Here is a 25,797-nt window from a genome sequence, read left to right as displayed (position 1 = left end):
TCATCGGCTACATTTACATTTGAAGATAATTGAATGGCTGAACGTTCACTTTTGATGCCTTCTGCCTGAACCTCTAAAGAGTTTCCACTTTTGTTTTTCAGATGTATCTCCACTTGTTCAGACTGCCCTTCTATGATTTCATGTGATGGCAATACAATTTCAACCGAAAAATCTTCTGTATCAATTGCAGAAATCCCTCTACCTGTTCTCTCAAAAGTTACACGCACGTTTTTACCATTACTATTCCATACATATTCATAAAAAGAAAATCCGTTTCTCTTAACTCCATCCGGCTTCACTTCTATTACTCTCGTACTCGCTTCATACCAATCTGTTTCTGCGAAGTATGGCTTTAAAACCGGTATTTTAAGTACGGAAGGAATAAAGTTCATTAAATGTGTAGTATCATCCCGATCTTCCCAAAAAAACCCGCATTTTTTATAAAGTGGAACTGCCTTCAAATTTCCCGGCCATGTAAATAAGTCGACCCGGGGATAATCTAATTCTATCGTTTTATCAATGGCTTTCATTAATAGCATTTTACCGATTTTTTTGCCATGATAATCTGGACGTACATTTAAAAGAGGTATATAAAGAGCACCGGTATCTTCCCTGTATTTAGAGAGTCCGCAATATCCAACAACCTCATTCTGGTCCATCGCTATATAAAGTGTAATATTGCCGGAGTTTTCTTCTTTTGTTTTGACATCTTCCGCAGTTGTAACTCTTGAATCTCCGCCCCAGCTATCTCTGCTCAGATTCCACATTTTCGCTACTTGGGCAGCATGCTCTTCTCTATATTCGGTAATCACAATCTCATTTGTTTTCACGTTCATTCTCTTATCCTCCTAAGCTAGGTGACTTCTTGTCTTTTCTCCTCATTTTCCGATTTTTGAACAGATGAAATATTCATCAGCTTCTCCTCCTTCTTAATAATAGGAATGATTTCCCTATTTCATACTAGCTGTTCACATTAAAATTGTAAACATTATTCTGATTATTACACAATTACAAACGGCTACTACATAATAAAAATATTTCCCCTAAATGCGAATAATTACAGTTTTCGTTCTGATATTAGATGAGCCCGTTCCACCTGCGCTGCGAACCCTGTTTTTTCTCGGGATCACAGAGTTGAGCCTCCTCGGAGCAAAAGCTGAGGGCACTGATTTTCTTAAGGTTTTTCGTTTTTCTTTAACCTGGTAAAATCTTATAAAGATAAAAAAGCCAATTTCTGTCTATTATTAGAAAGAAATTGGCTTTATTTTTGTCTGAATCCCTTAATTTTGGACTATGTTGTCCATTTTCTTACTTTATTAACTTTAGAATTCGTTTTATATTTACCGCAAATATGGTGGTTGCCCCTTGAATTTGCATGCCAAATAAACCCGAGGATTTCGCTGTTTCATACTCGTGTGCATGTTTTAATTCGCTATTCTTAGCCTCAATCTTATATCGATTTCGAGATAGCTCTTTAAATTTAACCGTCTTTTGAAATGCTTCCTGATCTTTATGCTCTGTCGATTTTATTGTGACAGAATAGGATTTTGTTTTCGCTCCTTTTTTATAACAGCCCTCTTGTAAGGGACAAGTGTTGCATTTATTCGTATCAAATAAATATTTAATTCTTGGATTTCGATCTTGACCTTTTCTTTCTTCAAATTTCTTTTGGATCGCCAAATGGCCAGCCTTACACACATATATTCCTGCATCTTTATTAAACGTGAATTCGTCCTCTTTTTTTCGCGTACCATGCGTTACATGTGGATGCAATTTTGAAACAAGTTCCAAATTTTCTTCTTTTATATAACGAATATTTTCTTTCTCAGAATAGGCCGTATCTCCAATAACCGTTTTAATTTCCATTCCTGTTTTGATGCTTTTTTCAACTAATTCTTGAAGATATTTTCCATCACTTTTCTCTCCAGTTGTGATCACCGCTGCCGTAATAATCCGTTCGTTAGCCATTGCCAAATGTGTTTTGTATCCAAAAAAAGAGGAGTCTGCCGATTTATGTCCTACTTTGGCATCTGGATCCATGGAAAAACTCAACTGTTCTGTACAATCCTCAACGACTTCTTTTAATACATTTAACTTTTCTTTCACCGCAGGTAATTCTGAAATTCTTGGCTCTGATTCGATGGCGGTAATAAGATCTTCGCAGTACTGTAATTCATCTTCAACACTATTCGTTGTTGTTTTGGCCGGTAAATTCTCTTTCATCGATTCATCGATTTGGTAGACAGACCGACGTACATTCTTTGATTTTTCCTGTAAAAATTCTTTAACGGACTTTTGATTATAACGGGATTTTGTGTGAGTTGAGTCAACAATAATCGTTTTACTTTTAATGATGTCTTTCTCTAATGCGATTTCAACACTTTTATTTATAAGCATATCTAATAAATCCACATCTTTTAGACGAAGCCTACGAAACTTCGTTAGGGAACTGGGGTCAATAACAGGATCTTCTGGCGCCATTTCAAGGAAGTATTTAAAGGACATATCATACTTTGATCGTTCGACCACATCTACATCTGATAAATTAAAAATGGATTTAAGCAAGAGATATTTGAACATACGGATCGGGTGAACGGCATTACGACCGTTATCTAGACAGTACTTTGATTCTAACTCTTCTAGAATAAAGCTGAAGTCCACAAGATCATTGATTTGACGAAGCATATTATCTTGTGGAACAACAAGATCGTATATCTGTAAATAGGGGCTGAAACTAAGGGATTGTTGGTTGGAGATCATTTTATATACCACCTGCGATAAGTTAATACCTCTATTATAAAACAAAAAGCCAGTGAAACAGTAAATGTTTCACTGACTTAAATGGACTTTTTCAGTGCCCTCGCAAAAGCTCCTGCGGGGTCTCAACTTTTCCTCTATTACCCGCTGGAGTCGAGTGTCCTCCGCTCCATTTCACTCATGTTTATACCAAAAAACCGAATGATCGGGATATATAAACACCCAATCATTCGGAAATACAGCAAAACTGAATATTTACGCTTCAGTCTCGCCCTCAGGTAAACGTTCTTGTAAGATGATCCATTTCTTTTACGGTTTTGACCATGTATTCTGCCATGTTTTGAAGGTCATCAATTTGATCTTCCTGGATGAGGCGATTGAAAGATATGGTTAGTTCATTTTCCACGTGGGCATGTTCATTTAGAGCATTTTTTCTAATATGCTGCTGAACTGAATGATTGGCTCCCCAAATCTTTCTTAATCGCTCAGCCGATTTTTTATATAATTCTTCGTTTTCAAGATGTTCAAGAGTTGTTTTAATAAAAACAGATGCTCCACTTTGCTGTACCACATTTGAAAGAGGCAGCAGTTCAGCTGTTAAATTAGCAAGGTCAGCTTGCAAAATAAATGTACAGAATACCTTGCTGCTTGAATTCTTTCTGAGTGTCATTTCAAATTTGCGGGAAAGCTTTGCCAAGTTTACCCAATCATTACGGTCAGTAATAATGATTTCACCATCCAGGTCGTAATCGTAGAGACAGCCCTCTATTACGACCTTCATATTTTCAAATGCTGTAGGATCAAACATATTAAAAGAGTCCAACTGCCTGACCTTGTTCGTCAACATCCATCCGCAATGCTGCCGGATTTTTAGGAAGACCTGGCATGGTCATGACTTCACCTGTTAATGCGACGATAAAACCAGCGCCAATGGATGGCTTTAGTTCACGAATGGTAATTGAAAAATCTGCTGGTCTGCCGAGTTTGGCAGGATCGTCCGATAATGAATATTGTGTTTTCGCCATACAAATCGGCAGGTTCCCCCAGCCAAGTTCTTCAAACTGGGTGATTTGCTTTTTGGCTTTTTGAGAATACTCAACTTTTCCAGCTCCATATACCTTTTCCGCAATCGCCGCTATCTTATTTTCGAGAGAATCAGAAAGCTCATATAAAGGGGAAAAGCTTTCTTCATGCTTTTCGATGACTTCAACCAATTTTTGAGCTAACTCTACTCCTCCGTCTCCGCCTTTTTCCCATACCTCTGTAACAGCTGCTTCCATTCCATTAGCAGCACATAACTCCAGCAATGTATTCATCTCTGCCTCTGTATCTGTTATAAACTTGTTGATCGCAATGACATACGGAAGCCCAAAGCTCTTCAGTGTTTCGGCATGTTTTTGCAGATTCGCGAACCCTATGCGAAGCGCTTCGATATTTTCTTTTTTTAAGTGGTCCTTTGCTACTCCTCCATGCATTTTTAAAGCTCGAATTGTCGCTACGACCACGACGGCCTCTGGCTTAATCCCTGAGGTTCTTGCTTTTATATGCAGGAATTTTTCTGCTCCAAGATCAGCCCCGAACCCTGCCTCTGTTACAACAAAATCAGCGAGCTTTGCAGCAGCTTTTGTGGCAATAACGCTATTGCAGCCATGAGCGATATTAGCAAATGGCCCACCGTGAATGAGTGCAGGTGTATGGGCGATCGTTTGAACGAGGTTTGGCTTGATGGCTTCTTTTAAAAGCAGTGTTAACACACCTTCTGCACCAAGCTGTGATACGGATATTGGCTGCTTGTCCATATTGTAAGCAATGACCATTTTTCCAAGTCTGTTTTTCAAGTCCTTTATATCTTCAGAGAGGCATAACACCGCCATAATTTCGGATGCAACGGTTATGTCAAAACCATCTTCCCTTGGAACGCCTTGCATTGCACCGCCCAAGCCTATGATAACTTTTCTTAACGAGCGGTCATTTAAATCGAGCGCCCGCTTCCAGACAATGCGTCGCTGATCTATTCTCAGCTCATTTCCCTGCTGGATATGATTATCAATTAAGGCAGCCAGCGCATTGTTAGCAGATGTTATGGCATGGATATCTCCCGTAAAATGAAGATTAATATCCTCCATTGGAAGCACCTGTGAAAACCCGCCGCCAGCTGCACCGCCTTTAATTCCCATTGTTGGTCCTAGGGATGGTTCTCTGATGGCAATCATTGTTTTTTTGCCAATGGCATTCAGCGCATCACCGAGACCGACTGTTACTGTCGATTTCCCTTCTCCTGCTGGAGTTGGATTGATCGCTGTAACCAAAATGACTTTTCCAGATTCGTTCGTCTTTAATCTCTCTAATGTCTCTGCGGAGAGTTTTGCTTTATATCTGCCATATAATTCAATATCATCTTCCTGTAAACCGATTGAAGCAGCAATTTCTGTAATCAGTTTCATTTTTGCCTGCTGAGCAATTTCTATATCTGACTTGACTTCAAGTTTAGCGTTCATGCATCTTCCCCCTGCAACATGGTGTGATATGTATTAGCCACTTTTTATTGTACCATCACAGTGAGATAATATTTAAAAAACTTAGCAAATTAAAACACATTATCATTGCTGACTATTGCAATCGTTTATATAATGATCTTAATAAAATGGATAATAGTGCATATTGTTATATATGTATATCGCCTTTCAAAATGAAGAAACATGGGAGTTGATCTTTTGCCTATTAACATACCGAAAAATCTGCCTGCCCGCGAAATATTAGAAAAAGAGCATATTTTTATTATGGATGATGATAAGGCCTTGCATCAGGATATTCGTCCGCTTAATATACTTATTCTAAATTTGATGCCTCAAAAAGAAAAAACGGAAACACATCTGCTTCGTCTTCTAGGCAATACACCACTGCAAACGCATATTACATTCTTAAAAACAAAAACACACACATCCAAAAATACAAGCCAGCTGCATCTCGATCAATTTTATTCAACCTTTCAAGATATTAAAGACCGGAAGTTTGATGGAATGATCATAACTGGTGCCCCTGTTGAACAGCTTCCCTTTGAAGAGGTCGATTATTGGCAGGAATTAAAAGACATCATGCAATGGACAAAATCAAATGTAACATCGACATTACATATATGCTGGGGAGCACAAGCAGCTTTATATTATCATTATGGGATCGGAAAATATGATTTAGAAGGCAAATGTTTTGGAGTCTTCCCTCACACCGTATATGAATCAGCTGAAAAGCTCCTCAGCGGCTTTAATGATCATTTTTGGGCACCGCATTCCCGTCATACAGATGTGTCTTTAGACGAAGTGCTTGCTCATCAAGAAATTACACTGCTGTCTTCATCAGAGGAGGCGGGTGCTTTCATCATGTCGGCCAATAGAGGGAAACAAATTATGATAACAGGACATTTAGAATATGAAGCTAATACTCTTTTAGAAGAATATGAGCGAGATGCTTCAAGAGGTCTTGATATAAAAATTCCGGTTCATTACTTTCCAGAAGATAATCCCCAAAAAGCTCCAGCTAATATTTGGCGTTCACATGCATTTCTGTTTTTTTCGAACTGGCTGAATTATTATGTGTATCAGGAGACACCGTATCATTGGTCATAAAACATTAGCAAGCCTGGATGACGAATCATCCAGGCTTATTTTTATGATTGCTGACTGTAGTAAACTTCCTCGAAGGATTGTATACATGTACAACAATTTTCACTTAAAAAGAAAAGGCTTTGTAGCCTTATGATACCATTAATTTAAGTAATTGCTTAGCGTTACTTTCGTAAACCTTCTCATCCTCCAATATCTCGTTTACAAATATGTTTAGGGTGTAATTAGATTTCTGAATGGAGGTGATAAATTTTTTCTCAATCTGTTTCATGTTGTCTCACCTCAATATGTATATATTCAATTGTCAACTTGTCCTATGACTCTCCGTATCTCTTAATCAATTCATCTACCAATTTATTTATGTAATATCTATATCTAACCTTCTTCTTAGCATTACTTACTTCAATTCCAATTTCCTTGCATATGTCTAAACTTATACTTGCTTTATTTACTTTCGCTTTATATGTATGTTCTTTAATTTGATTCTCAGCAATATGTTTGTATTTCAAAAAGTCATCAATATGTACAAAGTATGTAGGATTCCCTTCAACCCTAAAGTTAAAAATAAATCCGGCAATCAATCCATCGTATGTAACTGCTTCTTGTAATGAATCAATTTGGTGCTGCTTAATGATTGATTCGCTAAAACTAAACTTCTTATCCTTTGTGGATTTGAACTCAATGGGAAACAGATTAGGTTTCCTGTATATAAATGAATCGTATTTATTCTTAGTTACTCTTACTCTTGTCCTCAAATCAGGAGGAATAAAAGTATCCTTAATCCTGTAGTAGAATAGTTTTTGATCCTTGCAACTTTGCTCAACATCTTCCTCGAACATTTTTCCTTCGTTTTGCTTTTTAACCAACCAATCACCTCATAAGTAAAGTTGAGGGTAAGATGAAATATCCATCTCACCCGTTATGTAATTAATTATTTTTAAGCGACTCTTCTACTTCCTCTATTATTTGCATAAGGTTCTTTTTTCTAAAATTAGGAGCATAGACTGCATATTTATTTATAAATCCTTTAATTTGTCCTTGAAGTCTGACAAGTGTCTCATACACGAAAGCAAGAGAATGTGCGTGTTTGTAGTCTCCTCTATTAAGACCACCTGATATCTCAGAGTTTGTAACATCAGCCAATTGTTTAATAATCACTAGTTGCTCATTAAGTTTATCCTCTACCTCTGAGCTTCTATCATCAATTAAATCAACTACATTAAATAACTCTTTATAAGTGTTAACGAGTGTTTTTACCGCAGGACTATTATTACGTTTTAATTCATTTTCCATTTTCAATAGAACTGTATCCATGTTCTTTAATATAGCTTCCATTATTATTCTCCTATGACGATTGGTCGTCACCCTATATTTTTTTATTAACTATCTACCAAACTAAGCTTTATTGCTTTTCCATATAGTCCCTAGCATCCCTTCATGAAATGTTTCCATAAAAGCTATAAATAGTCCTAAATTATATTTTCCTGCAATCTTTTCTGCAAACTCTTTCTTCTCTTGCTCACTAGCTAAACTGTAAAATGTTGAATAGACTTTTAATAAATCTTCATAACCCTGTGACTGCGCATGTTTTATAATTAGAAGTAATGTTCTTCTAATATAATCAGTGTCCAACTTTGTTCTTTCAATCAACTCTTTTTCTAAGTCCGCATATTCCCGATCTACCACTTTAACCCCACCTTAATATCAATTTATTTTTTATTTAAGTATTCTTCTTCCTTTACTAATGCTGCTTCCAGTGCAACATATTCATCATGCAACTGTTTAAACTTGTCTGGTTTTATGTAGGCTTTGTCATCTATCACTTCAAACGTTGTAACCAGTTTTAAATCCTTACTAATCAACTTCTTCATTGTTTTCCTGCTTACATATTCCTTATTTACAATAGCACCAAGGAAGTCAGCAAGTATTATTCCTCTTTCGCAAACCCACTTTAGATCCAACAGTTTGTCTTGGTATTTTAACTTAGCAATCTTCTTGTCTGTTTCTAATATTTCAATATTCTTGTTGTATAATCGCCTTATTAAGTTTTGTTGTTTATCCGCTTCGATACCCCTCACCTCCTTTCAAATATATTTAAATCAATTTATTTTTAATATAAAATCGACATTTTACTTGTACTTAAATATTAATGCAATCAATCCTAAATACAGTTGTACTTCTTTGTTATCACTGTGATGTGCAATCCCTACTACAAAACTTGTATTATTTTTATCCAACAGAGGACTTATGTAAAACTCCATCTTGCATCTCCTTTCTATGTTTCTAATAAAATTTAACTTTTATCTTAAACTGTCTTGTGAAATACATCTATAAACGTTGATATATCAGTATTTAAAATTCACAAACTCCCTCTATTTTTATAGGATTATTAAAAATTTATGATTTCACCATTGAGGTAATGAAGTTTTCCACTATTACTTTGATAATTGTAATTAATAATAAAATACTCACCTTTCATCTTGTCAAAACCGTAAATCTCAACTTCTGACTCTATTAGATCAATTCCAATGTCATGTAAGCTAAAATAGCCTTTCTCTAATCCATACTGCAGAAACTTAGAATTAATCTCTTCAATAACCTTTGCCTCTATTTCCAAATAAATATTAGCAAACACTTATTTATCACCTCAATTTATTTACAACGTATATGTATTACTGCATATAACTAAATGACTTAAGTATCAGCTTATCACCTTTCAATATGAGTAACATATCATCATTACCCTTTAACAATCGTTTCTCAGCAAATGAGTATTTCAATGTTACCAAGTTACTTCTACCTAATCTAACTTTATTCTCTCCTTCGGTAAGCAGTACAACCTCCCTTCTATCCAAATTAACTTTAATGTCAAAGTAATCTCCATATCTGTACCCCATAGCTTCTACAATCTGCTTTGGTACTGTAAACTTAATTATGTATCCATCAGTATTCGCTTTGGCTTTAGCGACCATATGCCCTTGTAAAACATTCTTATAAATATACTTTAGTGATTCAGGTGAGAAAGCTTGCAAGTGACCCTCAGCCCACTTTAACCTTTTCTGTAATAGATCAACGAGTAACTCCTTATCTAATGTGTTTTCTTTTGTTGCTGTAATCAACATCTTTCCTCCTTGTTTATTAATTTATTTTTATTAGTGAAAAACTTCTGACTCAATATCATTGAATGACATATCGAAATTGACTTGATAAGCCATTACACCATTATCTTCGTGCAAATGTTTATGTAATTGCTTTTGCACATTCTCGATTCGATCTGTAATTGATTTACCTAAGCTCTTGCTGAGAATTCTCAATCGTTTCATTTCAGTCTTTACCAGCCTTCTCTTTTGTAAAAGACCTTGAAGTTGCTTTGAGAAATAATATCCTTCGCAAGCATTAAACTTAGAAACTTCTAGTTTATGATAGAGATTATTAATTTCCTTATCATAATTAGAGACTGCTTTACTCAGTTTGTTTAAATCATCCTCAATCCCATTTAGCACACTCTCGATTTCTCTTACTCTCCTACTTGCCAAACACACTTTAATCACCTTTCATTCTATTATTCTTATAAAAAAAAGAGTACAAACTATTTATTAGCTTGTACTCATAATATCAATTTATTTCTAATTAGTCAATATACTTTTCAATTTATTTTTAATTAGTTTTTTCTTTCATAAGTTAGATATGTATAGTCATGCTCATGATCTTTATCTGCCCAATTGTAGACTGTTTCAATTTTTCTCCACTGTGATAAATCAATCTTTGGGAAGTATGTATCTGCGTGTTCAAATTGATGCTCAATACGAGTTATGTAGAGTTTGTCGGCATATTGCATTGCTTGATTATAAATTTCAGAACCGCCTATGATCCACAATTCTTGTTTATCGGCATTATGATTGTGATACTTTTCGATTACTTCCTCAAGTGAATGGTAAACGAATGTACCAGTAGGAGATTTATAATTCTTGTTACGTGTTAGGATAATATTGTGTCTATTTGATAGGACAGAGGGCAAACTTTCTAGCGTCCTCCTTCCCATTACCACGTAGTTATTCTGAGTCATTTCTTTAAACCTTTTTAAATCATTTGGCAACTTACATAAAAGTTCATTCTGATAGCCTATTTGCAAACTTTGTGAATATGCAACAATTATATTAACGGACAAAATTACACCCCTAGTTCAAATTTAAGTTGAGGATATGGACATTCAAAGTCAACTAATTCAAAATCAGTTACTTTGATGTCATAGAAGTTAGTTTTCACTGGAACATTTAACTTTAAATACGGCTGCTTATCTACAGGTTTACGTGACAGTAACTCTTCAACTTGTTCTTCATGACGTAAATAATAATGTAAGTTGGATGTGAATATGCTGAATTTGCCTAGCTTGAATCCAAAATGATTTGCTACCATCATTTGGAGAGCAACATATTGAAGTCTATTGATTGTCCCAGCTACCCCGTAGTCAGAGGATCTAGATGTGAGATGCAAGTCTAAATAAATATCATCCTCAATAACTCTTACTTCCCAGTTAGTCATGTAGAAACATGGTTTCAATCCTTTTGGTTCATCAATGAAGTCTTGCTCCTGCCACAGAGACATAAGTTTTCTTCTGCTAAACATGTCATTATTCAATGTATCAAGCAGTTTATTCATCAAATCATAGCGTCTAACAGTAGCTCCATATCTTAATCCAATTGTATTAGTATCATCAACTTGCCAGTCTTTCCACCAACCAAGATTATATTTCTCTTTCATAACAGTTAAATCATTTGTCTGATCCTGATAAAAAGCCAACATCTCACCGATTGCTGACTTAGCTGCTACTGGTCTTAAATTAGGAATAGGAAACTCACCTTTTGCTAAATCATATTCTTCATGAACAAATGTGATATATCTTGTATGTGCTGGAGTACCATCTTCATATCTCGGTCTTACTTCACCTGATAAATCAGTAACACCTTCTTCTTTAATCTTTCTTAAATTGTCTAAGAAGTATTTATTTGCTTTGTACAATCACATTGCCTCCTCTAAACATTCTCTAACTTTCTTTCTAGCTTTATATATCTTTGCTTGTACATTTGCACCTGTCATATTCCACAAGTCGCCAATCTTATCATAGGACAAGCCTTCTTCTTTCAACTTTAGTATCTCTAGTTGAGTTTCATCTAGATTACTAGTGATACGACTGCTGTAAATATTATCGAATGCTTCCTCAACTGTATCCATATCTGAAGCGATAATGTCATGATATGTTTTAACATCATAACTGTCTGAAGAGTTAATGTCCGCCTCCATTGAAACAAAGGTGTACATATTATCGACCCATACACGGTTATTAGGGTTAACTTTCATTGGCATACATTCACGTTCTAAACTTGTAGTTACTTTCCACTTTATATGATTTATCGCATGTGTAATGAACTTAGCTTTGCTCTGATCGTATGTAGTAGCAGCAATCCATAAGCCTAGCCGTGCATATTGAAGTAAGTCTGCAAATTCAATTTTATGCTTTCTTGCTATCCCTTTAGGATGAGTGAACATTCTATAAAGTGTTTCCTTGGCTATGTGTTCATGTTTTTCGTATAACTCATAAGCATCCATTAAAATCTCCCTTTTATATATTAGTTAAGGAAGAGAAATTAATCTCTTCCTCATTAGTTTTTACTTATTCTTCTGACGTTCAATCTCTTCTTTTAGCTTAGGCTCAGGTGCAAAGTCCTTTTCCCAGTTTGGTGGCTTAACAATCTTTCCATCACCTTCACGGAAACGAGGCTTTCCATCTTCCCAAAGTTTCCCCATGTTTGCAGCTTGAACAATTTTAAATAGTTCAAATGGCTCTACTCCTAAAATAGTAAATGTACCTTGGTTAAAGTATTCAACATCTGTAAGCGCATCTGCCTGAGCAACAATAATATCATCAATTGGATCATTCTTTTCTACAATCTTATTAAAGGCTCTATCTAAACCTTTTGTAAACTCAGTGTAGATATTTTTGAATCTATCCTGATCTCCACCAACCGAAGCGTATAGAAATTCAACTAGCTCTTCGCCTGTCCATACAGCACGATTTAATGCGGTCTCTTCATCAATAGGAGTTGGTTTATCATTATGTAAGTGATTGAAAGCTTTATGAAATTCTTTAACCATGTAATACATTTCGTTTTGAGTTTTATTTGTCATTTAGTTACCTTCCCTTCTTAAAGTTTGCTAATTAATTCTTCTAATTCTTCTGGATTGAAACCTGCTGAACGCTGAACTTCATTACCTTCATTATCAAGCAAAATAGTAACTGGAGTAGACATGATACCGTATTGCACAGCAGCATCTAAGTTTTCTTGAACATTAACTGATTCATACTCCACTTCAAGGTTATTCAACAAATTATCTACTCGCACGCATGATGGGCAATCATCTTGATATAGTTTTAGCAATTTCATATTTTCAGTCTCCTTTTTTACAATTCATCGAATCCATTATCTTCATCAACTTTAGTGTATTGTCTTGACTTTTGCTCAAAGAAATCTGACTTACCTAGATTAGCATTTTCCTCGTCAAAAGCACGAATCCAAGGCATAGGATTAGATTCAATTCCTTTGTAAATTTCTTTCATATTCAATAGGGACAATACTTTGTTTGCACGATACTGAATATAACGTTTCATTTCAAACATATCAATATCTTCTTCGCCTTTAAGAATATACTCTGACCATTCAATCTCTTTATCTACTACTTGAGGGAAGAACTCTAAAGCAAACTCTTTGGCATAGTCTTGTAAGTGCGGTTGATCTTCCAATATAAAATTTAAGATATCTGCAGCTACTTTCGTGTGAAGTTGCTCATCTCTATTGATATACGCTATCATTGTTGAAGTAGCAACGAGCTTCTGATTTCTAGCAAGATTATAGAAATAAGCAAATGCAGAATAAAAATTAATTCCTTCCAATAGCATTGAAGCAATCATACCTCTAATAAAGTTTCTAACAGTAGGATGCTTTTTAAAATCTCGATACACATCAAATATTAATTTATTTCTAAAGTATACAACTTCATCTGTTCTTGCAATTTCAAATGCCTTATTTTGATTTTTATACTCTTCTAGAGTAGACAAAACATAGGAATATGAATGATTATGTACAACTTCCTGCTGAGATAAGATTGTAAGTAAGTGTTGTATAGAGCTATCAGTAATGTATTGTCCCATTAAGTTGAACCATACTGGCTGAACTGAATCTAAAATAGCCACTAAAGCATTTACTTTTCTGAACCGCTCTCTGTCCTCTTCTGATAGGTCTTTGTACTGCTTAACATCTGATCCTAAGTTGATTTCAAAAGGTGTCCAAAAGTTACCTAATGCTTCTTTGTATCTTTTATAAACAAGCTCTTTAGCAATATCATTCCAAGTTAAGATACCGCTGCTGTCACCATTTAACACACTGTTTGAACGGTTAGGATTCTCTGGAACTAAAAAGTCTGTTGATTGTAGTACCGTATCTAGTTCTAATCTCAAATTTAATTCCTCCTTAATGCTTCTACAACAAAATTTTCTATTGCTTCAATCTGATAATCGTTTACTGGATTTTGCTCAATCCTTACTTGATTAACTATTCTATTTCCATACTTCTTTAGGTGATATGTGATTTCATCAACTGCTTTACAATAATTACCCCATTGCGTTTCACCGTTGCCAAATACCGCACAAGTCATTCCAGTAACTTTATCTTCCTTTAAAGTCTTCTTTAAAAAGTTCAACATCGGTTTAGGTGTCTTTCCTCTATCATATGTAGGCGAACCAATAAACATAAAATCATAGTTTGCCACATTTATATCTTTACTTTCTTTAGAAAGGATATGAAGATAAACCTCATATCCCATTCCGATTAATTTATTTTCAATTATACTCGCTGATCTTTTTGTGTAACCACTAGCAGAATATACAACTACTAAAATCTTATGTACATGTTTCACACTCATCATACTCCCCTGTAGTTGAACGGATATAATAAGTTGTTTTGCATTTTTCTTCCCATGCCATATCAATTAAGTCCAGTAGGTCTTTCGCTTTAATATTATTTCTAACGTATAGATTGAAACTTTGCGACTGGTCAATGTGTTTTTGTCTTGCTGCGTTTTGCCTTACGCTCCACTTTTGGTCAATATTATAAGCACCGTCATAGAACCAAACTGTCTTAGGATTAAGGTCTGGAGCAGTTACAGGGATCTTATAATTCTTCTTCTCCTCAAAATATAACTGAGCAAAGATAGGATCAATTGAAGCAGAACCATTTGCAATAACACTCGTACTGCCATTTGGAGCCACAGCCATCAAATATCCATTGCGCATTCCATGTTCTTGTACACTCTGCTTCAGCTGCAACCACTGTTCATTAGTTACAAAGCGAGTAGTGTCATCTTGCTCTCCATAACCTCTAATGTCAAAATACTCCCCAGTTGACCACTGAGAACCTTCAAATACCGGATATTTTTCTTTTTCAATCGCTAACTCATTTGAAGCCTTAATTGTTAAATAAGCTATTTTTTCATAAAGTTTATCCGCAAATTCAACGGCTTCTTCACTTTCCCACTTAATGCCCTTCAAAGCTAAAAGATGATGCCAAGAGAATGTTCCAAGTCCAATTGCTCTATATTTCTGGTTTGTTGATTGAGACTGTAGAACAGGAATTGAGTTAATGTCTATTACATTATCTAACATTCTAATTTGAATCATGATAAGTCTTTCTAACTCTTCATCAGTAATTGCTCTACCTAAGTTAATCGAAGAGAGATTACAAGTTACAAAGTCGCCAATTTCTTTTTCAGTGATAATTTTATTACCCTGTATGTATTGGTTTATAAGTCTTGTAGGAGATTGGTTCTGAACCACTTCAACGCAGAGGTTAGTACAATAAATCATTCCTGCGTGTTTATTTGGATTCTTTCTGTTAACTTCATCACGGAAGAATAAGAACGGTGTACCTGATTCAAGCATTGATTTCATAATTGCTTTCATGATGTCAATAGCCGGAACTTTCACTTTAGATAAATCATTATTGTTTACGCATTGTTCATAACGATCTCTAAATGTTCCGCTACCTTCTTTTTCATCATATGAATCTTCAAGCGACCAACCCATCACTTCCCTAACTTCATGAGGATCAAACAAATACCAATCAGTTCGAGCATTTACCTTTTCCATAAATAAATCTGGGATACTAACAGCAGGGAATAAGTCGTGAGCCTTTAGTCGCTCGTCCCCATTGTTTAGTTTGCTCTCTAGGAATAAGAAGATATCTTTATGCCACGCATCAAGAGTTACGCTAATACTACCTTGTCTTTGACCCAGTTGGTCAACACTGACTGCAGTATTATTTAATTGCTTCATCCATGGCAGAACGCCTGAAGAGATACCTTTAAATCCTTTAATATCGCTACCACGACTTCTAATTTTACCTAAGTAGATTCCAATTCCGCCTCCACCTTTAGACAGGTTGGCGATATCCGTATTATCATCATAAATAGACTGTAGACTGTCATCAGTTGTAGCAATAAAACAGCTAGATAATTGTCCAAAAGCCTTACCAGCATTAGATAATGTAGGAGTTGCAACCGTCATATAAAGGTTGGATAATGCCCAATATGCTTCACTGACAAGCTGCATTCGCTGTGATTTCGGTTCATTAACCATAAGAACCATTGAAATAATCATCCAACGTTCCTGCGGTAATTCAAAAGTCCGCCTATCTTTATCTTTTGCCAAGTAACGGTCATAAAGAGTTTTTAAGCCGATGTAGTTAAACAGTTTATCTTTTTCTGGATCAATTAATGACTCAGCTTCTTTAATCTCTTCTCTCGTATACTCTTTTAGGATTAATTCTGAATAAACTCCCTTTTCACCTAGGTGCTTCAGTAATCCGTATAGACTACCGTACTTATCTGAATAATCGTATGAACGGTTATAAGAAGCTTCTTTATAGAGTTTATTTAAGAATGTCTGAGCAGCTACAAATGTCCATTCAGGCTCCTCACGTGTGATATTGTCTAATGCATTTAGAATTAACTTGTCTGTAATCTTAGCTGCACGAAACTCTTCATTGTCAGAAACAAAGCGAATGATACGTTGTTTGTACTTGTCTGAATTTAAATGTGGAAAGTCTTCCAACGCTTTATCAACTGAACGCTCTAACCGTTCCTTATCAAAAGGTAATTTTCTTCTTCCTTTGTCCTTTGTAATTAACGTCACTCAATTACCCACTTTCATATCAATTTATTTTTAATATATAAACTCTATATGTATATCTAATGTTATTAAAAGGCTTTATTCATTCTATACTCCGCCAGCATCGCCAAGTCGGATTCGTCTACATCATTGTTTACCCAAGATTGTCCATATGCTTCAGATAACTGTTCTTCACTCATGCTTTCAAATGGATTTTTCTTTTTAGGTTTTTCAACGAGTGATTGTACTTTCTCTACAGGAATCAATTCATTCTCTAATAATTCCCGACTAATGAGAGAAGTTCTTCCATTCTGATCTGTAGCAATCAAATCTCCCTTTCTGGGATACAAATCAGCCTCAATCGTGTGCAAAACTCCATCTTCATCTGCTTCATTCACGCTCACCAACCATGACTTAAAAGCATACAAGTTCCCCACTTCTCCACCCCTATATTCAATTTATTTTAATTAAAGCTATAAACCTTCCCATCAAATGAACCATGAAGTGACTTAGCTTCAAATTCAAACTGTTCTTTTGCATCTGTTCGTGAGATACTTTCGTATGTAGTAAGCTTTTCTGCGCCATCAACAGTTAAGATTGCATAGAATTTGCGTACAGGACTGAATTTCTTTTCTACTGTGTTTTCAAATACTGTACGTACCATTTCATTCTTGTTAGTTTTACGCTTGAACATCAAATTTCCTCCAAGTATATCAATTTATTTTTAATGTATGTTATTGATTAATCATTTGTTGCAACTCTGCTGCTATTTTGAATATCTGATTAGCTTCTCTGGATTCTCCAGCTTTATCGTAAAGTTCACCTCTAAGGTGTAGGTCACTGATGTATTGTGTTAATGCCTCTTTATCACCGCTAGTCATTGTTCTCACCCCTTTCAAATGTCAATGAAAATCATATTTTATAATTTTCTAGCTAATATCTTTGATAATGATTGATCCACATAACTTTGAATAAATCCATCTAAGCCTTTTGCGCTATTCAATTTCTGATCTAAGAATGTGGAAACTTTATCTTCAACCATGCTATTGATTTCTTCTGTATTTAAGCGAATTTCTTTATCAAGCTTCTGTACCACCAAGTCAGTAAGACGGCTCGTGATTGAATTCCAGTATGAAGAACTTTTGATTTCGTTCACTTTCGCAGTTACGATCCTTTCCATTTCTGAAACTAACTCTTTCTCTAATTCTTGTCGTGCAATCTGTTTTGCTTGTGCTGCAATTGCATTTTTTATACTTTCTCCTAGTACATCATTATCTTCAATATCAACACTTAGGTTAATCCTCTTCACTAAACCACCTTCCTTTTATATCAATTTATTTATAACATATAAAATGAATCTTTTAATTAATCTCAACCTAGTTGCGGTTTCGCAGTTTTTGCGATATCATAACAAGCTTTCAACAGTAAGGAAGCATTAGAACCTTGGTACTCGTCAAGTGTGGAGACGTTCTTAATATCATCTAGTGCTTGACTATAAACTTCTAAGGTCTTTTTTAGTCCATCAATTATTTTATCTTTATTTTCAATGTTCATTTTTACTTTCCTCCTTTATTATTAAATCCCAATTCCTCCAAAACCTTATCCAACTTCATCTTCTTGAAATCTTTCATTCTCTTAATCTTGTCCATTACAGAATCAGTGCAGGAGATATGTCCCGTAATATGAAACTTATCTCTGTCATTACTATCTCTCAGTTCAATCGTCTGACTGGCTCCTTCAAAAACCTCTCCACAGACCATACAAATGTTATCCATTTATCTACTTCCTAACTTGAGCAAAGTGCTTATTTAACCTTGTTTTAAGCTTATACTTGATACCGCTTATCCAGTAACGCTGCACACCTTCTTTGTATCCTCCATTGATTCTCTGATAATAACGGTAATCAACAAAGATTGGATCTTCACCTTCTCTATCATAAAAGTGTTCCGGTTCAAATACTTTTACACCTTGCTTCTTGAGATATTCGTTAATGTTCTTTCTGTCATTAATTACTTTCAATATGATTTGATTCAAATGTTCAGCAAATCCTTTATTGCCTTCTTTTTCAGCTTTATGTAACTTACTATTTAGTGCATTGATTTCTAAGTCGATAAATATTTTTTCGTCAATTGCGTTAAGTAACTCATCACTGATATTTGCACGCATGGTTTAATTCACCTCACGATAATTATATCAGATGATTAACAGTTAGCAAACATCCGTTCCCTTTCCAATTTAAGCTGATTCAGTTTCTTTTCTAGTGATTCAATTAGCATGTTTAACTTTTTCAGCCTTAACATATTCGGCATTGTTCTCACCTCTCTTATAAAGATAGAGCAGCCTTTCAACCACTCTATCAACTTGTATTTATCATATCAATTTATTTTCAATAGGTCAATATGTTTTTCAATTTATTTTCAATATAGATATCTATTTTTTGTGGCTTTCCCCATGTATCTTTTCATAATAATACTGAGCCATTTCAAAATGATATCTAAAGACGGTGGGATGATTAAGATTGTTGAATAAATGTCGCTTCTTTAAGTGATAGTCCAGCTTCCAACCATGTATAATTATTCTGATAAGCATTTTTACACTATCCATTTTCCAACCTCCTTTTGCAAATATTATGTATAATAAACCTCATCTTTTAATTTCCGTATCTTTTTATTAATTACTTTGTCTTGCTGATCAATCTTTTTCCACAGTTCTTCGCTTACCTCTGGATCATTTTCTAAGTCACCGACAAGCTTATAAATCTCTGATTCTATGTCATCTATATGTTCTAATAAAACAACTCTTTTATCTTCATTTATGGCTGGTTTCACTGTCGAAAACCCTCCTTATAGCTCAAATATTGTAGATATTTGATATAATAATTTGTTGATTTGTGTCAAATTTTCATTAGCAGATGACAAATGTGCGCAATCTAATTTCTTATTGTCTAGTTTATGGAAAATATCATCCAGTAACATGTATGCGTTGTTTACTTTTTGTAGCGCATTCTCAGGTGTTAATTCCGAGTTCATTTTAACTCACTCCTTTAGAGATTTTCAATTAGATATGTATTATGTAATTTATTTTTAATTAAATAATTTTCTGAGCAACTCTTCTGCGACTTTCACAACAATTGAATTGCCTGATTGCTTGTACAATTGTGAATCCGATCTATCTTTTCCTTTATGATATGTATTATTTAATGTTTCTTTTGCTATATTAAAATCCTCATCACTGAAACTCATTAATCGCCAACATTCTAATGGAGTTAATTTTCGAATCTTATATTCGCCTTCATATACCTTTGGTTGCCTATTGCCACCTTCCATAGTCGTTAATGTGGGACTCAATCCATTTGTTGAATACACTCTTTTGATACAATCCATACCGTTTATATCCAAATTGCCTACTACTTCAAGTATCTGCTTCGGTTGCTTATAATCAGTAGCAACCAAAGCTCCCATAACTCCTTCTTCCTTATAAACTAAATCTCGCTGTCCAATTGTTCTAAACTCAGGGGCAGTTGTTCCTATTAAACTATGATGGTATTTTTCATTAAACTTAAATCGTTTTTGCACTTGTTCACTCAAGTAATATTTTTCGTTGATGGTGTCTTCAAGAACATCTTTTAATTTAACTCCTGTGGTTTCACCTTTGGGGAATTTAAATTCCTTATTGTCAATATCCTTACGAATGCTAACAACAAATACCCTTTCTCTATTTTGCGGGACACCGAAATCTTTTGAGTTTAGTACCTCATAATATGTATTGTACCCTAAGTCATCTAAGTCATTTAGCCATTTGTCAAAGTCATCTTTGAACTTTTTCCCGATTAGATTCTTAACATTTTCAGCAATCATATATTTGGGTTGCTTCACTTTCGCTATCTTCATTGCTTCCCAAAGTAAACTTGATCTTGTCTCACTATTTTCTGAGAAACCTTTCTGTCTGCCTGCAACTGATATATCCTGACATGGAAATCCATATGTCATTAAATCAAAATCTGGAATACTCTCAGTTTCAATCTTACTTACATCCCCTAAATTTAAACTTTTATCAACGTTATGTATTGCAGCATATGATTCAATCGCATATTTGTCTATTTCACTAAACCCAACAAGTTCAAATTCTAACTTCAAATTTGTTAGTGCCTTTTCAAATGCACCAATGCCACTAAATAATGATAATACTTTAATCTTCTCCACTCAAACACTCCTAATATTTTAATTTATTTATAATATAAAATTCAGCTTTTATCTCAATCACTAGTAATAGTAAAACTACCGTCATCTTCATCTCTGGTGATCAAAATCTCCTTAATACCATTATTACAATCTCCAAATTTATACATTTGTTCTCCTAAATGATCAATCACCTTCAACAACTCTTGAACTGTTTTAGCTCCGTATTGCATACTCATATCATCATCTCCTTTAATTTATTTTAGTTCTAAATTTCTTCACTCCTTAATACAATGTCGTATATTATCCTAACTGAAAGGAATGAAGTTAATGGGATCAAGTAAATTAACTGACAAGTTTGATCTTAATTCTCTTGAACAAACTAAGAAACAACTTCTAGACATACAATTATGGGCAACTACGCAGCGTACAGATGATCATCAGCTTTACAATGTAATAGATGGACTGTGCCGTGTCGCTCACATGTATAATATGGTTATTACTCAATACGTTCGTGACCAAGGTGAAATATCAACTGCAGATCCTCAAGATTATATTGATGGAAAGCTGTCTACTCCTTATGCTATTTATAAAAGAGAAACTGATAAATCTGAGTCCTTATATTAAGGGCTCTTTTTTTATAAAACCCAGATTTTAATTACTACTTTATGTATAAGCTCTCTTGTACTTGCTCAACTACTTGATTCTTTAAATCTTTAAAGCTGCTTCTTCCACTATGTAAATAGATGTGCTCGTTGTATATGTATTCTGGTACTGCATATGTATTATCAACATCTGCTCGCTTACCATCAAAGCTTAGAAGGTATCTCCCTCTTTGCCCCTTTAGCCAATTCCAAAATAAATCATAATCTAATTTTCCATAATACATTCCTTTAGTGTTTGCATAGGGAGGATCAAGATATAATAAATCCCCTTCCAATGTATTAATTAATTCATAACTCCTATGTATAAATTGAACATCATTTTCGTTTAATTTATTTGACCAATCAATAATGATTTTTTGCAATGACTCAGGAACAATTCCATTTCTACTAAAATGAAAAGATGTGTTGAAATTGCCACTGGAATTAAACCTTATTAATCCATTGGTGCAGGTTCTTGACAAGAATAGAAAATCGTGAGGATTCCTTGTTTTATTAAACCTTTCTCTAACACTATAAAAATATTGTTTCTTGCGTTCAATATCTTCATCTGCATTTAGTTCTTTCCATAATTTAAAGTAAGTCTCAATAATGTCTAATGGATTACTCTTAATCTCATTCCACAGACTAATTAAGTCTCCATTTATATCACTGCATATGTAACTATTGACTTTTATATCGCTATGTAATAACTGAAATAGAACACTTGCGCCACCAACAAATGGCTCATAATATGTTTCAATTTCCTTTGGGAATAAAGATATGATTCTTTCTGATTGACTTCTTTTACTTCCGCTCCATTTAATTACTGGTTGAAATTTAACCAATTTAACACTCCTAATATTAATTTATTTTTAATATAAAATCTCGTTTTTATTAGCTCTTAATTATGTATATAAGGGTTAACCAATTAATCTATGTATTTCAATTATATTGCTGACAATTCGCCTCTGCGATGATTGCCAAAGATAACAACTGCACTTGGAAACGGTGCTGAATTCTTACTATCTCCAAACTTTAAACGACCTTTTACTAGTCGAATTTCACCTTTCATACAGTATTCATGCCACCACTTAGTATCTGTTCTAGCTGGTAGCAGACATACTACTACTGACCCGTGCTTTTCACTTTCTTCAAATGCTTTCTTCACCCATTGACCAATTACTCTACCGTAAGGAGGATTCATCCAACAGACACCCTCCCAGTCTTGCTTTAGTCCGTCTAAATCAGGAGTGAAGTAATTTTCACATTTAGCATTATCAGGTATTGCGCAAACATCAGTTTGAAATCCAAATTCCTTATTTAATTCATCATAAAAATCTTTTGGTGTTGCCCACATGTCCGTATTTGATGAAAACATTCCTTTATTCTCGGTAATAGACATTAAGTATCCCCTTTGTATTAATTTATTTTTTATTAAACCAGTCCAAGCAATACAGCAAACAAATATGTAAAATATGCTACATTTAATATTCCGAAAACTAGTCCCTTAAAGCTTCTCTTTCTTGCTGCTTTAGATAAATACTGTGCAATTCCAATTTCAGTATCTAAATCTGCTTTCGAGGACTTCTGAGCGACAATAAAGTTAATAAACATTACTACAATGAAAGCCAGCGTTGGATACAGAAGTGGATCAATTTTGATTGCATTTATTACTAAAATTATTTGAAGAATAAGCATAACTACTGCGTATCCGAAAAAGAATAATCCTTTTACAATGTGCTCACTGGGAATATCTTTTATTTCTCCTTTCTTATGCTTAACCGTATATTTTGCATTCTCTAGCTGAAACTTGTGAAACAATCTTCCGTTAATAAGTCCATAAATACTAAACAATAAGAATAATAAACTTAGAAACAACATCCCAACATCTCCTTTTTATACATCAACTTATTTGCAATGATAATCATTTTTGTTCTTCTTATTTAACAAATCTTATACCAGCCACTAGTCCGCCTAAGTAAAATAAAATCAATAAAGGAACATGTGAAACATTAACTTCGTCAATGAATGCTCCCAATAAAACCGCAGCCACAAAAAATGAAATGTATATTAGCATTGAATGTCGAGCACTTTTCTTCATTTGGTTCACCCTCCTTCTTTTAATAAAATAATTCTTCATTCGATAATGTTATTATAGTGTCTTCTCGCCAACCTCCCTTTGTTACAAAACGACCCATTGTTACAAAGTGATATGTTTTAGCCTTCTTCTTCTCATAAACAAAGTAAAGCGTATCATCCATTACCTTCAATAAAGATTTTGTTTCATGCTGAACGAGTTTCCCCATCATCTTGTGCCAATCTTTTTCTTCATATTGCATCCAAACCCATCCGTAGCCCATGCCCTCCACATCAGTCCAGTTGCAGCGAAATGGATTTCTTTCATCATCGTAAAAGTTTGTTACAATCTCTATGTGCTCATACAAAGATGTTGTCATTTCTACTTCCTTGAAAATCTTCTCATCGACTATTCCATACCTGACTACTTGATGACTCGAAGGAACGATATGATTTAATATTTTATCTATTGTTTTCACTTCCCTTAATTTGTTTCTTGCTAATAAACCTATAGTCTAGGTAAAATGCTGCAGTTATTAATAACAATAGAGTAGCAATCGAAAGTATAACTGATAATCCTACTGATAATTGAGCCACTGGTAACCATAGATAATTGGTTATCGAACCGCAGAACAAACCGTAGAATAAGAACCTACTCCTAAATAAAAAGCTTTTAAATTTACCCATATCAATTCTCCTTAGTTTATTAATTTATTTACAATAAAACTTATGATTTATATGTATTTTTAATCTACATAAACTAAGATCACACACGCTAAACTTATTAGGACTCCCAACATCGCCTCTTCTCGTGTATATTTTAAGACTTTATGTGAAACTGTAACAGCCACATGCGCCGTTAGCACATACAACACTAAGAAAATGAAATTTGTAACCAAAGCATCTCCTCCTTTCTAATCAATGAAAGAAATTCGAATTTTAATTTAATTATAATCTTTCATATTAAACTTAAATTTATAAACTCTTTTCCAGTCCTTTTCATACATATGAATCGGTTGCCCAAGGGTTTGAAAGTGGCATTTCTCCCCATTTTCTTCTTTAAATCCAGCAATACTTGCACCAGATGAAGAATAAACAAGGTTTCCTTCTGTGTTGTTGTGAATGTTGCGTACTTTATTTCCTATTTTTAATGACATTTATACCACCTCTTTTAATAAGATAGACTGGTTTATTTTTTGAATGACTCAAACGCAGTCCAGTAACCCTTTGAGTTTCCCAAACTATATCCTACTGCAAAGCTAGCTGCTAAACATAAAATGAAAACTAATGGACTCAAGCTCTCACTCTCCTTTTCGATATAAATGAATTATTTTATCAAATCATCCAAAAACTAATAGGATAACCTTCCCATTTCTTTTCAGCTTTTTTTCTGTAACTTTCATATTTAAACGCTCTACTCAAAGGTAATGAAGCTATTTCATCATCCGTACCTTTTCTTTTATAATCGTATATAAAAGGAATATCTTCCTCTATAATTTCACTTATAGGAAAATATGTATAAACCTCGTTATAGTCAGTTTCTTTACCTTTTGCTAATCGCTCTTCTAGTATATTTTCATAATACTCTCTTATAATTGTTTTTGCGTGTTCTAAATCATCCGCATAAACTGTCAACCCATCAAACTGAAAGCTTCTTATCATATTATCACCTCATAAATTATTCATTTCATTACAATATTTGTGCCAGTAAGAATAACACTCCAACTATTGCTAATGCCCACACGATAGCAATCAATCCTATCTTCGCTATAGCAAATCCTAGTCCTAAGATAAATAAAAGGATTAACACTATCGCAATAGCAAACAATATTGGCAATTTCTCCATGTTTCCACCTCAACTTCCATTGAAATTATCCTTTTACCTCAATTAATTACTTGTCTGTAAATCAATATCTGGAATAATTGATTCAGGTCTAAATATTACCTTGTATCTGAATGGATCTTCTGTCTTAGCATCAGTTTGCTCAACGAAGTAGCTTACATTGTCGCTCAGACCAAGATAATGTCTTTTGTATTGATCATCTCCAACTTTACAAGTTACTCGCAAATTCTTAGCATCTTCAACATTTAACGAACATAAGCCTTCGACAGTTAATAGATATTTGTCTGTTATCCCGTTAAAAAATACTATTCTACGCTGCACTTCAAAAGAATCTGCAGACTTGCTTAAATTGTGATTTACTGTGTCTGCTTCTGTTTCGCATCCTGCTAGTATAATAATTACCATGAACCCAGTTAGAATTGTTAAAAGTTTCTTCATTTTCATCAACCCTTCAATTTAA

General features: G+C 34.3%; 40 protein-coding genes. 2 read left to right on the top strand and 38 right to left on the bottom strand.

What is annotated here, in order from left to right; translation table 11 throughout:
• The 4 genes from B7E07_RS09870 to B7E07_RS09855 form a co-directional block, all read right to left on the bottom strand.
• Positions 1-836: GNAT family N-acetyltransferase (locus B7E07_RS09870; protein WP_139785715.1), on the bottom strand; the 836-nt coding region annotated here is incomplete at its 3' end.
• Positions 837-1,308: 472 nt separating this feature from the next.
• Positions 1,309-2,760: an IS1182 family transposase gene (locus B7E07_RS09865; protein ID WP_080843532.1), complete on the bottom strand. Its 1,452-nt coding sequence runs from the start codon at positions 2,758-2,760 to the stop codon at positions 1,309-1,311.
• 271 nt (positions 2,761-3,031) lie between these two features.
• On the bottom strand, positions 3,032-3,565 hold the full coding sequence (locus tag B7E07_RS09860; protein WP_080845705.1) for a hypothetical protein: 534 nt from the start codon (positions 3,563-3,565) through the stop codon (positions 3,032-3,034).
• A 1-nt stretch (position 3,566) separates the two neighbouring features.
• On the bottom strand, positions 3,567-5,255 hold the full coding sequence (locus tag B7E07_RS09855; RefSeq protein ID WP_080845704.1) for a formate--tetrahydrofolate ligase: 1,689 nt from the start codon (positions 5,253-5,255) through the stop codon (positions 3,567-3,569).
• A 216-nt stretch (positions 5,256-5,471) separates the two neighbouring features.
• On the opposite strand from B7E07_RS09855, the gene metA reads away from it, so the two are divergent.
• Entirely contained in the window at positions 5,472-6,380 is a 909-nt protein-coding gene (gene metA, locus B7E07_RS09850; RefSeq protein WP_080845703.1) for a homoserine O-acetyltransferase MetA, read from the top strand.
• A gap of 311 nt (positions 6,381-6,691) precedes the next feature.
• On the opposite strand, the gene B7E07_RS09845 is transcribed toward metA, so the two are convergent.
• The 25 genes from B7E07_RS09845 to B7E07_RS23685 form a co-directional block, all read right to left on the bottom strand.
• Positions 6,692-7,216, bottom strand: a complete 525-nt coding sequence (locus B7E07_RS09845) for a hypothetical protein (protein WP_080849155.1) — start codon at positions 7,214-7,216, stop codon at positions 6,692-6,694.
• An 88-nt stretch (positions 7,217-7,304) separates the two neighbouring features.
• Positions 7,305-7,712 carry a hypothetical protein gene (locus B7E07_RS09840; RefSeq protein ID WP_080845702.1) on the bottom strand — a complete coding sequence of 136 codons (408 nt, stop codon included), beginning with the start codon at positions 7,710-7,712 and terminating at the stop codon, positions 7,305-7,307.
• Between the two features lie 60 nt (positions 7,713-7,772).
• Positions 7,773-8,063: a hypothetical protein gene (locus B7E07_RS09835; RefSeq protein WP_080845701.1), complete on the bottom strand. Its 291-nt coding sequence runs from the start codon at positions 8,061-8,063 to the stop codon at positions 7,773-7,775.
• Between the two features lie 23 nt (positions 8,064-8,086).
• Entirely contained in the window at positions 8,087-8,455 is a 369-nt protein-coding gene (locus B7E07_RS09830) for a hypothetical protein (protein ID WP_080845700.1), read from the bottom strand.
• Positions 8,456-8,766: 311 nt separating this feature from the next.
• Complete coding sequence (locus tag B7E07_RS09825; protein WP_080845699.1) at positions 8,767-9,012, bottom strand: hypothetical protein; 246 nt, start codon at positions 9,010-9,012, stop codon at positions 8,767-8,769.
• 37 nt (positions 9,013-9,049) lie between these two features.
• Positions 9,050-9,499, bottom strand: coding sequence for a hypothetical protein (locus B7E07_RS09820; RefSeq protein ID WP_218970413.1), 450 nt, complete (start codon positions 9,497-9,499; stop codon positions 9,050-9,052).
• Positions 9,500-9,529: 30 nt separating this feature from the next.
• Positions 9,530-9,913 (bottom strand): hypothetical protein, encoded by a 384-nt coding sequence (locus B7E07_RS09815; RefSeq protein WP_080845697.1) that lies wholly within the window; start codon positions 9,911-9,913, stop codon positions 9,530-9,532.
• A gap of 125 nt (positions 9,914-10,038) precedes the next feature.
• Positions 10,039-10,545, bottom strand: a complete 507-nt coding sequence (locus B7E07_RS09810; RefSeq protein ID WP_176215163.1) for a dihydrofolate reductase — start codon at positions 10,543-10,545, stop codon at positions 10,039-10,041.
• A gap of 2 nt (positions 10,546-10,547) precedes the next feature.
• On the bottom strand, positions 10,548-11,396 hold the full coding sequence (locus tag B7E07_RS09805; protein ID WP_080845695.1) for a thymidylate synthase: 849 nt from the start codon (positions 11,394-11,396) through the stop codon (positions 10,548-10,550).
• Positions 11,397-11,984 carry a sigma-70 family RNA polymerase sigma factor gene (locus B7E07_RS09800; RefSeq protein ID WP_080845694.1) on the bottom strand — a complete coding sequence of 196 codons (588 nt, stop codon included), beginning with the start codon at positions 11,982-11,984 and terminating at the stop codon, positions 11,397-11,399. It abuts the gene before it with no gap.
• Between the two features lie 60 nt (positions 11,985-12,044).
• Positions 12,045-12,563, bottom strand: a complete 519-nt coding sequence (locus tag B7E07_RS09795; RefSeq protein WP_176215162.1) for a pyrophosphohydrolase domain-containing protein — start codon at positions 12,561-12,563, stop codon at positions 12,045-12,047.
• Positions 12,564-12,580: 17 nt separating this feature from the next.
• Positions 12,581-12,820 carry a thioredoxin family protein gene (locus B7E07_RS09790; protein WP_080845693.1) on the bottom strand — a complete coding sequence of 80 codons (240 nt, stop codon included), beginning with the start codon at positions 12,818-12,820 and terminating at the stop codon, positions 12,581-12,583.
• Between the two features lie 17 nt (positions 12,821-12,837).
• On the bottom strand, positions 12,838-13,890 hold the full coding sequence (locus B7E07_RS09785; RefSeq protein WP_176215161.1) for a ribonucleotide-diphosphate reductase subunit beta: 1,053 nt from the start codon (positions 13,888-13,890) through the stop codon (positions 12,838-12,840).
• 2 nt (positions 13,891-13,892) lie between these two features.
• Positions 13,893-14,348, bottom strand: coding sequence for a flavodoxin family protein (locus tag B7E07_RS09780; protein ID WP_218970412.1), 456 nt, complete (start codon positions 14,346-14,348; stop codon positions 13,893-13,895).
• Complete coding sequence (locus tag B7E07_RS09775; RefSeq protein ID WP_139785611.1) at positions 14,332-16,620, bottom strand: ribonucleoside-diphosphate reductase subunit alpha; 2,289 nt, start codon at positions 16,618-16,620, stop codon at positions 14,332-14,334. The genes B7E07_RS09780 and B7E07_RS09775 overlap by 17 nt, the downstream gene beginning before the upstream one ends.
• Before the next feature lie 65 nt (positions 16,621-16,685).
• The gene (locus B7E07_RS09770) at positions 16,686-17,033 is read right to left on the bottom strand and encodes a hypothetical protein (protein WP_080845690.1); all 348 of its coding nucleotides are present in this window, start codon (positions 17,031-17,033) and stop codon (positions 16,686-16,688) included.
• Positions 17,034-17,059: 26 nt separating this feature from the next.
• Complete coding sequence (locus B7E07_RS09765; protein ID WP_080845689.1) at positions 17,060-17,290, bottom strand: hypothetical protein; 231 nt, start codon at positions 17,288-17,290, stop codon at positions 17,060-17,062.
• Positions 17,291-17,330: 40 nt separating this feature from the next.
• Complete coding sequence (locus B7E07_RS23690) at positions 17,331-17,477, bottom strand: hypothetical protein (protein ID WP_176215159.1); 147 nt, start codon at positions 17,475-17,477, stop codon at positions 17,331-17,333.
• Positions 17,478-17,515: 38 nt separating this feature from the next.
• A complete protein-coding gene (locus tag B7E07_RS09760) occupies positions 17,516-17,905 on the bottom strand; it encodes a hypothetical protein (protein ID WP_080845688.1) in 390 nt (129 codons plus the stop codon).
• A 62-nt stretch (positions 17,906-17,967) separates the two neighbouring features.
• On the bottom strand, positions 17,968-18,150 hold the full coding sequence (locus tag B7E07_RS09755) for a hypothetical protein (RefSeq protein ID WP_080845687.1): 183 nt from the start codon (positions 18,148-18,150) through the stop codon (positions 17,968-17,970).
• Between the two features lie 2 nt (positions 18,151-18,152).
• Positions 18,153-18,371, bottom strand: coding sequence for a hypothetical protein (locus B7E07_RS09750; RefSeq protein WP_080845686.1), 219 nt, complete (start codon positions 18,369-18,371; stop codon positions 18,153-18,155).
• Positions 18,372-18,375: 4 nt separating this feature from the next.
• Positions 18,376-18,762 carry a hypothetical protein gene (locus B7E07_RS09745; RefSeq protein ID WP_080845685.1) on the bottom strand — a complete coding sequence of 129 codons (387 nt, stop codon included), beginning with the start codon at positions 18,760-18,762 and terminating at the stop codon, positions 18,376-18,378.
• 461 nt (positions 18,763-19,223) lie between these two features.
• Complete coding sequence (locus B7E07_RS09740; RefSeq protein WP_080845684.1) at positions 19,224-19,424, bottom strand: hypothetical protein; 201 nt, start codon at positions 19,422-19,424, stop codon at positions 19,224-19,226.
• 255 nt (positions 19,425-19,679) lie between these two features.
• Positions 19,680-20,798: a DNA cytosine methyltransferase gene (locus B7E07_RS09730; protein WP_080845682.1), complete on the bottom strand. Its 1,119-nt coding sequence runs from the start codon at positions 20,796-20,798 to the stop codon at positions 19,680-19,682.
• Between the two features lie 53 nt (positions 20,799-20,851).
• Complete coding sequence (locus B7E07_RS23685; protein ID WP_176215158.1) at positions 20,852-21,013, bottom strand: hypothetical protein; 162 nt, start codon at positions 21,011-21,013, stop codon at positions 20,852-20,854.
• Between the two features lie 91 nt (positions 21,014-21,104).
• On the opposite strand from B7E07_RS23685, the gene B7E07_RS09725 reads away from it, so the two are divergent.
• Positions 21,105-21,401: a hypothetical protein gene (locus B7E07_RS09725; protein WP_080845681.1), complete on the top strand. Its 297-nt coding sequence runs from the start codon at positions 21,105-21,107 to the stop codon at positions 21,399-21,401.
• A 34-nt stretch (positions 21,402-21,435) separates the two neighbouring features.
• Here B7E07_RS09725 and B7E07_RS09720 read toward each other — a convergent pair whose 3' ends face one another.
• From B7E07_RS09720 to B7E07_RS09685, 9 genes are all read right to left on the bottom strand, one after another.
• Positions 21,436-22,263: a DNA adenine methylase gene (locus B7E07_RS09720; protein WP_080845680.1), complete on the bottom strand. Its 828-nt coding sequence runs from the start codon at positions 22,261-22,263 to the stop codon at positions 21,436-21,438.
• Positions 22,264-22,364: 101 nt separating this feature from the next.
• Complete coding sequence (locus B7E07_RS09715; RefSeq protein WP_080845679.1) at positions 22,365-22,820, bottom strand: DNA N-6-adenine-methyltransferase; 456 nt, start codon at positions 22,818-22,820, stop codon at positions 22,365-22,367.
• A gap of 32 nt (positions 22,821-22,852) precedes the next feature.
• Positions 22,853-23,299: a hypothetical protein gene (locus tag B7E07_RS09710; RefSeq protein ID WP_080845678.1), complete on the bottom strand. Its 447-nt coding sequence runs from the start codon at positions 23,297-23,299 to the stop codon at positions 22,853-22,855.
• 58 nt (positions 23,300-23,357) lie between these two features.
• Positions 23,358-23,519 (bottom strand): hypothetical protein, encoded by a 162-nt coding sequence (locus B7E07_RS23680; RefSeq protein ID WP_176215157.1) that lies wholly within the window; start codon positions 23,517-23,519, stop codon positions 23,358-23,360.
• A gap of 19 nt (positions 23,520-23,538) precedes the next feature.
• Complete coding sequence (locus B7E07_RS09705; RefSeq protein WP_080845677.1) at positions 23,539-23,874, bottom strand: hypothetical protein; 336 nt, start codon at positions 23,872-23,874, stop codon at positions 23,539-23,541.
• 564 nt (positions 23,875-24,438) lie between these two features.
• A complete protein-coding gene (locus B7E07_RS09695; protein WP_080845675.1) occupies positions 24,439-24,651 on the bottom strand; it encodes a hypothetical protein in 213 nt (70 codons plus the stop codon).
• A 178-nt stretch (positions 24,652-24,829) separates the two neighbouring features.
• Positions 24,830-25,156 (bottom strand): hypothetical protein, encoded by a 327-nt coding sequence (locus B7E07_RS09690; RefSeq protein WP_080845674.1) that lies wholly within the window; start codon positions 25,154-25,156, stop codon positions 24,830-24,832.
• Positions 25,157-25,184: 28 nt separating this feature from the next.
• A complete protein-coding gene (locus B7E07_RS23675; RefSeq protein WP_176215156.1) occupies positions 25,185-25,340 on the bottom strand; it encodes a hypothetical protein in 156 nt (51 codons plus the stop codon).
• A gap of 42 nt (positions 25,341-25,382) precedes the next feature.
• On the bottom strand, positions 25,383-25,775 hold the full coding sequence (locus tag B7E07_RS09685) for a beta-sandwich lipoprotein (protein WP_257391425.1): 393 nt from the start codon (positions 25,773-25,775) through the stop codon (positions 25,383-25,385).
• Between the last annotated feature and the right edge of the window lie 22 nt (positions 25,776-25,797).

This window comes from Cytobacillus gottheilii (assembly GCF_900166665.1).
Taxonomy (GTDB): domain Bacteria; phylum Bacillota; class Bacilli; order Bacillales; family Cytobacillaceae; genus Cytobacillus; species Cytobacillus gottheilii_A.
Note: the sequence above shows the minus strand (reverse complement) of the source record. Positions and strands in the feature narration are given on the sequence as shown.

Excerpts from the sequence above, each read along its gene's own strand:
- B7E07_RS09845 (WP_080849155.1), bottom strand. The coding sequence starts at position 7,216 with ATGTTCGAGGAAGATGTTGAGCAAAGTTGCAAGGATCAAAAACTATTC.
- B7E07_RS09745 (WP_080845685.1), bottom strand. The coding sequence starts at position 18,762 with ATGCGTGCAAATATCAGTGATGAGTTACTTAACGCAATTGACGAAAAA.
- B7E07_RS09685 (WP_257391425.1), bottom strand. The coding sequence starts at position 25,775 with ATGAAGAAACTTTTAACAATTCTAACTGGGTTCATGGTAATTATTATA.
- B7E07_RS23675 (WP_176215156.1), bottom strand. The coding sequence starts at position 25,340 with ATGGAGAAATTGCCAATATTGTTTGCTATTGCGATAGTGTTAATCCTT.
- B7E07_RS23680 (WP_176215157.1), bottom strand. The coding sequence starts at position 23,519 with ATGAAGAAAAGTGCTCGACATTCAATGCTAATATACATTTCATTTTTT.
- B7E07_RS09790 (WP_080845693.1), bottom strand. The coding sequence starts at position 12,820 with ATGAAATTGCTAAAACTATATCAAGATGATTGCCCATCATGCGTGCGA.
- B7E07_RS09795 (WP_176215162.1), bottom strand. The coding sequence starts at position 12,563 with ATGACAAATAAAACTCAAAACGAAATGTATTACATGGTTAAAGAATTT.
- B7E07_RS23690 (WP_176215159.1), bottom strand. The coding sequence starts at position 17,477 with ATGACTAGCGGTGATAAAGAGGCATTAACACAATACATCAGTGACCTA.
- B7E07_RS09715 (WP_080845679.1), bottom strand. The coding sequence starts at position 22,820 with ATGTCTATTACCGAGAATAAAGGAATGTTTTCATCAAATACGGACATG.
- B7E07_RS09710 (WP_080845678.1), bottom strand. The coding sequence starts at position 23,299 with ATGTTGTTTCTAAGTTTATTATTCTTATTGTTTAGTATTTATGGACTT.
- B7E07_RS09725 (WP_080845681.1), top strand. The coding sequence starts at position 21,105 with ATGGGATCAAGTAAATTAACTGACAAGTTTGATCTTAATTCTCTTGAA.
- B7E07_RS09855 (WP_080845704.1), bottom strand. The coding sequence starts at position 5,255 with ATGAACGCTAAACTTGAAGTCAAGTCAGATATAGAAATTGCTCAGCAG.
- B7E07_RS09820 (WP_218970413.1), bottom strand. The coding sequence starts at position 9,499 with ATGTTGATTACAGCAACAAAAGAAAACACATTAGATAAGGAGTTACTC.
- B7E07_RS09750 (WP_080845686.1), bottom strand. The coding sequence starts at position 18,371 with ATGGATAACATTTGTATGGTCTGTGGAGAGGTTTTTGAAGGAGCCAGT.
- B7E07_RS09705 (WP_080845677.1), bottom strand. The coding sequence starts at position 23,874 with ATGACAACATCTTTGTATGAGCACATAGAGATTGTAACAAACTTTTAC.
- B7E07_RS09840 (WP_080845702.1), bottom strand. The coding sequence starts at position 7,712 with ATGGAAGCTATATTAAAGAACATGGATACAGTTCTATTGAAAATGGAA.
- B7E07_RS09755 (WP_080845687.1), bottom strand. The coding sequence starts at position 18,150 with ATGAACATTGAAAATAAAGATAAAATAATTGATGGACTAAAAAAGACC.
- B7E07_RS09690 (WP_080845674.1), bottom strand. The coding sequence starts at position 25,156 with ATGATAAGAAGCTTTCAGTTTGATGGGTTGACAGTTTATGCGGATGAT.
- B7E07_RS09800 (WP_080845694.1), bottom strand. The coding sequence starts at position 11,984 with ATGGATGCTTATGAGTTATACGAAAAACATGAACACATAGCCAAGGAA.
- B7E07_RS09860 (WP_080845705.1), bottom strand. The coding sequence starts at position 3,565 with ATGTTTGATCCTACAGCATTTGAAAATATGAAGGTCGTAATAGAGGGC.
- B7E07_RS09765 (WP_080845689.1), bottom strand. The coding sequence starts at position 17,290 with ATGTTCAAGCGTAAAACTAACAAGAATGAAATGGTACGTACAGTATTT.
- B7E07_RS09865 (WP_080843532.1), bottom strand. The coding sequence starts at position 2,760 with ATGATCTCCAACCAACAATCCCTTAGTTTCAGCCCCTATTTACAGATA.
- B7E07_RS23685 (WP_176215158.1), bottom strand. The coding sequence starts at position 21,013 with ATGAGTATGCAATACGGAGCTAAAACAGTTCAAGAGTTGTTGAAGGTG.
- B7E07_RS09695 (WP_080845675.1), bottom strand. The coding sequence starts at position 24,651 with ATGTCATTAAAAATAGGAAATAAAGTACGCAACATTCACAACAACACA.